Origin of the sequence: Selenomonas sp. oral taxon 149 str. 67H29BP (genome assembly GCF_000146365.1) — a bacterium.
Lineage (GTDB): Bacteria > Bacillota > Negativicutes > Selenomonadales > Selenomonadaceae > Centipeda > Centipeda felix.
Window position 1 is genome coordinate 2,120,740 of record NZ_GL397087.1, and the last position, 7,414, is coordinate 2,128,153.

4 protein-coding genes are annotated in these 7,414 nt (G+C 61.6%); all 4 read left to right on the plus strand.

Annotated features, from left to right (window positions below; translation table 11 throughout):
* The first annotated feature begins 55 nt into the window (after window positions 1-55).
* The 4 genes from HMPREF9166_RS10000 (at window position 56) to HMPREF9166_RS10015 (ending at window position 7,373) form a co-directional block, all read left to right on the plus strand.
* The gene (locus HMPREF9166_RS10000) at window positions 56-1,582 is read left to right on the plus strand and encodes a TolC family protein (RefSeq protein ID WP_009753894.1); all 1,527 of its coding nucleotides are present in this window, start codon (window positions 56-58) and stop codon (window positions 1,580-1,582) included.
* Between the two features lie 39 nt (window positions 1,583-1,621).
* Window positions 1,622-5,956 (plus strand): translocation/assembly module TamB domain-containing protein, encoded by a 4,335-nt coding sequence (locus tag HMPREF9166_RS10005; RefSeq protein WP_009753895.1) that lies wholly within the window; start codon window positions 1,622-1,624, stop codon window positions 5,954-5,956.
* 164 nt (window positions 5,957-6,120) lie between these two features.
* Complete coding sequence (locus HMPREF9166_RS10010; protein WP_009753896.1) at window positions 6,121-6,747, plus strand: sigma-70 family RNA polymerase sigma factor; 627 nt, start codon at window positions 6,121-6,123, stop codon at window positions 6,745-6,747.
* Window positions 6,748-6,818: 71 nt separating this feature from the next.
* The gene (locus tag HMPREF9166_RS10015) at window positions 6,819-7,373 is read left to right on the plus strand and encodes a hypothetical protein (protein ID WP_009753897.1); all 555 of its coding nucleotides are present in this window, start codon (window positions 6,819-6,821) and stop codon (window positions 7,371-7,373) included.
* Window positions 7,374-7,414 lie beyond the last annotated feature (41 nt).

Below are 7,414 nucleotides of genomic sequence, written 5' to 3' on the forward strand. Positions count from 1 at the left end.
CAGGATTTCTTTCGTCACGGCATGGATACATTTCCACGGAGCGAATGAGGAGGAAATGGATTTGAAGAAAAAGGGATATTTTGCAGGATGCCTCCTGCGGACGCTTGCACTCAGCACAGCGATCGGATTCTTTTCCGCATCGGTGTCAGCGGAGACGGTGAAGGTCAGCCTTGCGGACAGTGTACAGATGGCGCTTGCAAACAACCGTACGATTAAAGAGTCTCTTGCGGATGTGGATCTTGCGCATGAGACGCTACATCAGGCGAATCGCAGCATGGGACCGTACTTGACGTGGGACTGGACGGGGGCACGTGCCGGCGGGAAAGCCGTAGCAGCACAGCACTGGCCGTATAAGTACAGCTTCAGCAATACGGGGACGGTTGGGATCACCGTCTTTGATGCGGGAAAGAATGCCCAGCGCAAGGCCGCACGCCAAGGTCTAAGTGCGGCAGACCTTACACTTGAGCAGACGAAGCAGTCCGTCCGTCTGACGGCGACAACGGACTATTTCAATATTTTGCAGGCCCGCAACATGGTGCAGGTGCGCGAGGAGGCAGTCGCGACGCTCACGAAACATCTTAACGATGTGAACGCACAGTTCCGTGCGGGAACGGTAGCGCGTGCGGATGTGCTCGCATCCGAGGTGGAGCTTGCGAATGCGCAGCAGGCATTAACTTCGGCGAAGAATGATTATGCCGTCGCCGTTGCGACGCTGAACAATGTGATTGGTTTGCCGACGGATACGGAACTCGAGACGAGCGATGAGCTGCGTTATACAGCGTATGATCTTGCCCTTTCGGACTGCACGGACTACGGACTCATTTACCGCGCAGACAGTGCGGCGGCTGCATACACCGTGGAGCAGGCAAAGGCGGGAGTAGAAGCTGCTGCTGCCGGACACTACCCGACGGTGAATGCAGCGGCGACGCGTTCAATCACAGGTGAGCATGCCTTTAACAACAGTGCTCCGGCAAAGGACAGCTGGACCGTGGGGCTGAGTGCGACGTGGCGCATCTTCGACAATGAGGCAACGACAGCGCAGGTGCATGCAGCGAAGGCGAAGCTGCGCAAAGCCGAGGAGGTTCTCGCAGAGACAAATGAACGCGTTCGTCTCGATGTGCGCACTGCGTACCTGAATCTGCGTGCGGCCGAACAGAACATCGGGACAACGGAGACGGCGGTCAAGCAGGCGGAGGAGGACTACAACATCGCCCGCGTGCGCTACAATGCGGGCGTCGGGACGAACCTTGAAGTCATGCGCGCCTCGGACAATCTGACGACGGCGCGCACGAATTACGCGACGGCACTCTACAAATACAATACGAGCAAAGCGGCGCTTGACAATGCCATGGGCGTGCCTGTCGATCTCGATGCAATGCAGTATCGTCGTGTGATCGATCATGGCAAGCGCGCCCGTGCCGCCCGTGAGGCAGCCGTGCTCCATGAGGATGCCGTGCTCGAGACCCCAAAGGGGGCGCAGGTACGTCCCGCGGAGCCGGCACCGACGGCGGAGGAGGCAGCTGCCTCCATCGAGCGCGTCCGTGCGGCCAATGCAGCCTACGAGATGACGATGGCAAAGTGAGACGGCGGACATCTGCGGATGTCCGTTTAGGGGAGTTCTATGAGACAGAGGACATGGGTCTGCGCGATTGCGCTGGCGGCAGTGCTCCTCTGCGCGGCGGTCGCTGTCCATATTGTGCGGGCAGAGGCCTTTATGGCAGAGGTCGGACGGGCGGCGGGGCGCATCGCGTCGCAGCAGCTTGGGACGGATGTGCAGATCGGCGCGGTGGAGATACGTTCTCTGCATGAACTCGCCATTGATGATATTGTGATTTACGATAAGCAGACGGAGGAAGTCCTCCGCGCCGACAGGGCGCGGGTGACGCTTCGTCTGCTTTCGTTGCTTTCATCCCCTGCGACCTCGGTAGATGAGATCCTGCTGATGGGCGTGCATGCGCATCCCGTGCAGCGGGAGGACGGCTCGTGGAACTATGCCGATCTCGTCTCGGACGATGCGGAGCCGAGTGCCTTTGTCGGGCGCATCCGCATCGCAGACGGTACGGCGGACGCCGTTGTGGCAGGGCGCAGCTATGAACTAACCGATCTGAGCGGCGCGGTGGACGTCGACCGCGGTGCATTCTCCTACGATGCCTCGGCACAGTTCATGGGGATTCCCCTGCGCGTACGCGGGGAGAAAATGAGCGATGTGCAGGATGTGCAGCTCGCGGCAGATGATGCAGATCTGACGCCGCTCCTCTCTCTACTGCCCGAGGGGACACTGCCCGAGCACGTGCAGATCCGTGCCCTGCACGCTGACCGCGTGCGCGCGGGGCTGCGTCTCGTGGACGGGGCGCGCACGATGGAGGGGCGGATCGAGGGCGTTCGGGCGGATGCCGATCTCTACGGCACGCAGACGACGCTGACGAGTGCGGCACTGCGCTTTGACGAGCGCGCTATCTTCGTGGCGGCAACGGCGACGGCGGCGGAGCAGACGGCGCGCGTCGACGGTACGGTGCGCCTCGATACGGATGCGCCCTATCTCGATCTGCGCGTGCGTGCGGAGCGCTTTGCCCCCGCGGCGGTCTATGCTGAGAGCCCCTATACGGGAACTGTCTCTGCCGATGTCCGCGTGACGGGGACGATGGATGCTCCGACGGTCGATGGGCACGTGTCGGCAGAGGGCGGGACGGTCAGCGATATCGATGTCACCCGCGCCGATGCCGATGTCGCATACGCGGACGGAATACTCTCGTTTCAAAATCTTGCAGCGGAGGCGTTCGGCGGGAATATCGCGGGTGAGGGCACGCTTTCGGCGGCAGATCTCTCCTATGCGGCACATCTGAAAATCGAGGGCCTTCCCCTTGACCACCTGCGGACGGACGCACAGCTGCCGCTCCCTGCGGATCTCAGCGGCATACTCTCTGCCGATCTCGGCATCGAGGGACAAGGAACGGAGCGCACGGGGCTTGCCGTTTACGGCAGTGCAGAGGTGCTGGATGGGATGTACCGCGCCGTGCCGATTGAGCGCGCGAATGCATCCTTTTCCCTGCGCGGTCAGGATTTGACGATTGATTTTCTCAGCCTAAACCTTCCCCATGGAACGGATCTTGGCGTCGAGGGGACGATCCGCGGCGGGGCGGCGCTCGATCTCCGCTTTTACGGCGGCCATGTCGATCTCTCCCTGCTAAACCGCCTCGATGATCGGCTGAGCTTTGCAGGACTCGCGGACATCAGCGGCGAGGTGCATGGGAATATTGCGGATCCGCACGTCGACATGAAGGTCTCAGCGACGCACGGACAGCTGATGTACCAGCCGTTTGACAGCCTCCTCTTCCGTGCGGAGGGCTCGCTCTCGGGCATCGGCATTCACGATTTTTCGATGGAGCGGAATGGGCGCGAGGTCTGGCTCGTCAATGGCACGATCGGTTTTACCGGAGAACGGCGCATCAATCTGCAGATCGACACGATGGGGGCTCGCATGGAGGATGTCGCGGCGCTCGTCGCGCCCGACCAGCCGATCACGGGCAACATCGACAACATCATTAAATTCACGGGGACGCTCGACAATCCCCACGCCGTCGGCTACGTGCATTTCTATCGCGGCAGCTACGCGGGTGCATTGCTCTCGGGCATGGACGGCGACTACTTCCTCGATGACGGCGTCATTCGCCTGCAGGTCTTTCACATCTACTCCCCGATGGTGGACATGGTGCTGAACGGCACAATCAGTACGCAGGGAGTGCTCAATCTCGACGCTGAGGTGCGCGATCTGAACTTCAAACGGTTTGCGCATAAATTCCCCTATCCTGTCGCAGGGCACGGTGTGTTCCACGGACAGGTCGGCGGGACGATTTCGTATCCCATCTTCCGCGGTGATCTGAAGGCGGACGAGGTGACGATGAACGGCGTGACGCTGACGAAGGTACACAGCCTCGTCTACTACGAGAACGGCATCGTCACGCTCGATCGCACGGGCTTCCATCAAGGGGAGAAAGGGAAGGTGTCGGCGCGCCTGCACTACGACACGCACTCGGATGTGCTGCGCGGCACCATGGATGTGGAGAATTTCGATGTCGGGGCACTCCTCGCGCTGGGCAATCAGAAGGAGGATCGCGTCGGCGGGTCAATCACGAGCCATATCTGGGTCGGCGGGACGCGGGATAATCCGTCCCTCGGCGTAACGGGGGAGATCGCCGCAGGTACGGTCGCAGGCTATCCTGTCACTGATGCGTCGCTGGATGTCTCCCTCTCCAACCATGTGCTGACGATTGACCGTCTCACGGGAAAGCAGGGGGACGGCTCGTTCTCCGCATCGGGGACGGTGGATTTTAACGGCATGATGGATGTCGATGCCACGGCGAACGATATTGCCCTCGGGATCTTTACGGGGCTGGCGGGTATTGATGAACCCGTGTCGGGCACGGCGTCTGTCACGGCGCACGTCGGCGGGACGGCGCAAAGTCCCGTCGCCGATGTGTCGCTCTCGGCGAAAAACGGGGGCGTGCGCGGCGGGACGTTCGATGCGCTGGCAGGCGAGATTCAGGTGCGCGGGAGCGTTGTCCGCGTCAATCAGCTGACGGTGCATAAGTACATTGGCGGCGTGGACTATACGGTAAGTGTGCATGGGACGCTCCCCCTGCACGCGCTCACGGCGGATGCGGATGAGATGCTCAGTGCCGCCGAACAGATCGATCTCACGCTGTCCCTCGACCACGCCGATCTCTCCCTGCTCCCCGTGTTCTCACGGGAGATCGAGTGGGCACTCGGCCGTACCGAGGGTGAGGTGACCATCCGCGGCTCGCTTGCCGCACCGCGCATCAACGGCTCACTGCGTATCAGGGACGGTGCGGTGAAGCTCAAGGCGATTGAGACACCGATTACGGAGATCGAGGTGCAGGTCGATGCGCTCGGCGATTCGATCGCCATACGCGAGTGCACGGGGCGCATGGGCACGGGCAGCTATCTCCTGACGGGGCATACGGGGCTGAGTGGGCTAAGACCTGCGAACTATGAGTTCATGCTCGTGATGAACGCGCTCTCAGTCAAGACGTCGTTCTACGACGGCCCCCTGACGGGCGCGCTGAAGCTGACGGAGGATACCTACTGGGGCGAGACGCTGCCGAAGGTATCGGGCACGGTCGATATCGACCGCGCGCTCATCTCGATCCCAACGATTCCCGATACGGACAGTGAACTTCCGAACATCATTCTTGATGTGGGGGTATCTGTCGGGCGGCATGTGCATTTCTTCAGCCCGAATCTCTACGACATGCATCCGTCGGGGCAGATTCACTTCGGCGGAACAACGCGTCACCCGAAGACGACGGGCATGATCGGCGTGCGACGCGGCGACACGGTCAGCTACCTGCGGACGGTGTTCAAGATCCACGAGGGGACGGCGACGTTCAACCAGATGGAGTCGTTCCTGCCCACGATTGACTTCTATGCCGAGACGCGTCTGACCAATATGCGCATCTATCTGAGCGCGCGCGGCCCGCTCGACCACATGGATTTTCGCCTCGGGTCGTCGCCCGAGATGCCGGAGGAGGAGATCCTCCGCATGCTGACTCTGCGCGGTGCGTCTCAGAACGGGGAGGGGAAATTCAGTGCGGCGGATGTGCTCGCGATCGGGCTGCAGATGAGCGTGCTCTCCGAGGTGGAAAACTCGATGAAGAATATGCTGCATCTCGATGTGTTTCGTCTGTCGAGCGGCAGCGGCAGCCTGTTTGAATCGAAGGAGGATGTCCCCGACGCAGAGCGGCGGAATGAGTACAATCTCGAAATCGGCAAGTACATCGGCGACCGCGTGTTCGTGCGCTATGTGCAGGGGCTCGGTGCGGCGGCGAACAAGAGCCGCTATGGCATCCAGTACGATCTGAGCGATGCGTTCGGCATCTCGTACGACCGCGAGGGCTCGGAGCAGATCATCGGCATGGAGGCGCGGATTCGGTTCTGACCATGTCCCTATCTTTCCCGTCAGTAGGGGGAGGAAGCTGGTGCGTCGTTATCCCATGCCTCCCCCGTCGGTACGGGGGAGGGGGACCGCGAAGCGGTGGAAGGGGCGCCTGCTGCGCGTTCTATCGATTATTTTGTGTATTTTTTAGCAAAGGAGGTGTGCCCATGTTTTCCGCCTATATGAAAAAACTCTCCGCCGTGCAAAAACTCGCGCCAGAGGAGGAGCGTGCGCTCTGGCGTGCGTATAAGGAGAACGGCGACATGGCGGCACGCCGCCGCATCATCGAGGCCTATCAGCCGCTGGTCTTTCGCGAGGTATATCCGTACCGTGCCCTGCCGGCCGCGATGGATGCGGTGCAGGAGGGGACGATCGGACTGATCGAGGCGGTGGAACGCTATGACCCGGACTATGGGGCGGCGTTCAGTCTCTATGCCGTGCATCGCGTGCGCGGGCGCGTCCGTGACTTTTTGCGGCGTGAAGGGAATGTCGATCTGCCCTGCCTTGAGGCGGAGACGGAGAGCCATGAGACGGCGAAGGAACTCCTGATGGATGAGCAGCCGTCCGTGGCGGAGCTTGCCGAACACCACGCGCTCGTCGGTGTCGTGGGCAACGCGATGGAGCGTCTCCCTGTGCGCGAACGCCTCGTGCTCGAGGGCGTGACCATCGGCGGCGCAGGTGCGGGCGCGATGGCGGATGCGCTCGGCGTGACGCCGGCGCACGTCTATCGCCTGCAGAAGAACGGCATTCGTCGGATTCGCGGGATGCTCTCGCGCTTCATGCAGCATTGGTGATTCGCAATTTATTTTATACTTATTGAATCCTATCGCTTCTGTGTAGTATAATCGTTGGGAGGGAGAGCACGATGGAGAGCGAACGCGAGGAGCGCAAGCGGTCCATACGGGCGGCACGCGACTGGCTTGCGGGGGCAGAGGATGCTCTCGCGGGGGCAGACGATGTGTCGGGCGATCTAAAGCTCATGCTTGCCCGCGCCGAGCTTGCGTGTACGACATCGACGCGCCGTGCGCGCCTGCGCCGTCGGGCGCGTGTCCTCCTGCCGGCACTTACTCTCGTTGCCCTCGCGCTGTGGGGGCTGTGGCGCATACAGGTGCAAGAACCTGCTGCCGTGCCTGCCGCAGAAATCGAAGAGCGGGCAGAAATACCGGCAGTACAGTCCCCTGTGGAGGAAGCTCCTGCGCCCACTCCGCAGACCACGGTTGCCGCTGCGCCACTTCCGCCGCATGTGACGGAAGGGGCGGAGACTCCTGCTGTGGTGGCGCACGAAACGCCTGCCGCAGTACCCGCTGTCCACGAGAGTGCAGCACCGCCCGCTGCGCATGCGCATGCACCTGCGTCGCGCCTGCCGAGCGCGGATATGCAGCATTTGATGCAGATCGGCGGCAAAATTTTGAGAGAGTAGTTCGTGCATCCATGATGCACGGTGAATGAAGCGAATATCGG